Origin of the sequence: Sinorhizobium sp. 8-89 (assembly GCF_030124325.1) — a bacterium.
Lineage (GTDB): Bacteria > Pseudomonadota > Alphaproteobacteria > Rhizobiales > Rhizobiaceae > Sinorhizobium.
Genome location: NZ_JASKLR010000016.1, coordinates 117869 through 118619 on the forward strand (window position 1 = coordinate 117869; position 751 = coordinate 118619).

The following is a 751-nucleotide window of genomic DNA, read 5'->3' on the forward strand; positions in this document are numbered from 1 at the left end:
TCGCGCCCTCGAGCACCGTCGCATAGATGAAGGCGGAGTCCGGGTGCGTGTGGCCGGGCGAGGAGCCGCCAGGCTGGTATTCGACGAGAACACCCTTCATGCTCTTGCCGGGAACGTTCGGAAGGGCGCGATCGAAGACCACCGTCACCTTGTCCGTGTGTCCGTCGTCGGCCGAGGCCGCGGTGATGGAGAGCGCTGCGAAGGCAACGCTTGCGAGAAATCGTGTAAACATGGCAATTCTCCTTCAAGTGTGACTGTCGTGAAGGCGCGGGCGGCGCCGGGCCGACGCTTTCCAGGATCTCAGTGGGCGGCTTGCTGACCGAGCCAGTCATCGAACCGGATCGCACCCAGGCGGGGGCTCGTGCCAGGGGTGAGCGACTGATCGTCGAGAACGGAGCCGAAGTAGCGTGCGTGGACGTCCGGCACGACCTTGCGCGTGTCCTGCTTTGCGCCGAGGAAACGCCGGACCACTTCATCGAGCGGTATGGCCTCGGGGCCGGCGACTTCGACCGTGCCGTTGACGGGCGGTGCGACCGTGACATCGGCAAGCGCCGCCGCCACATCGTCGGACGCGATCGGCTGGAACAGCGCCGGCGACAGGCGAATCTCCTCGCCGACGGTGGCCGATTGCGCAATGCCGGCAACGAATTCGAAGAACTGCGTGGCACGCAGGATGGTGTAGGGAATGCCTGATGCCTTGATGAGGTTTTCCTGCGCGACCTTCGCCCGGAAATAGCCGTTGTCGGGAAGC

The 751-nt window shown here is 65.0% G+C and carries 2 pseudogenes; both read right to left on the reverse strand.

The annotated features are described in order from the left end of the window. A pseudogene (locus tag QN219_RS24465) lies at nt 1–232 on the reverse strand (cupin domain-containing protein); the annotation flags it as partial. Nucleotides 233–300: 68 nt separating this feature from the next. Continuing rightward, a pseudogene (locus QN219_RS24470) lies at nt 301–751 on the reverse strand (SDR family oxidoreductase); the annotation flags it as partial.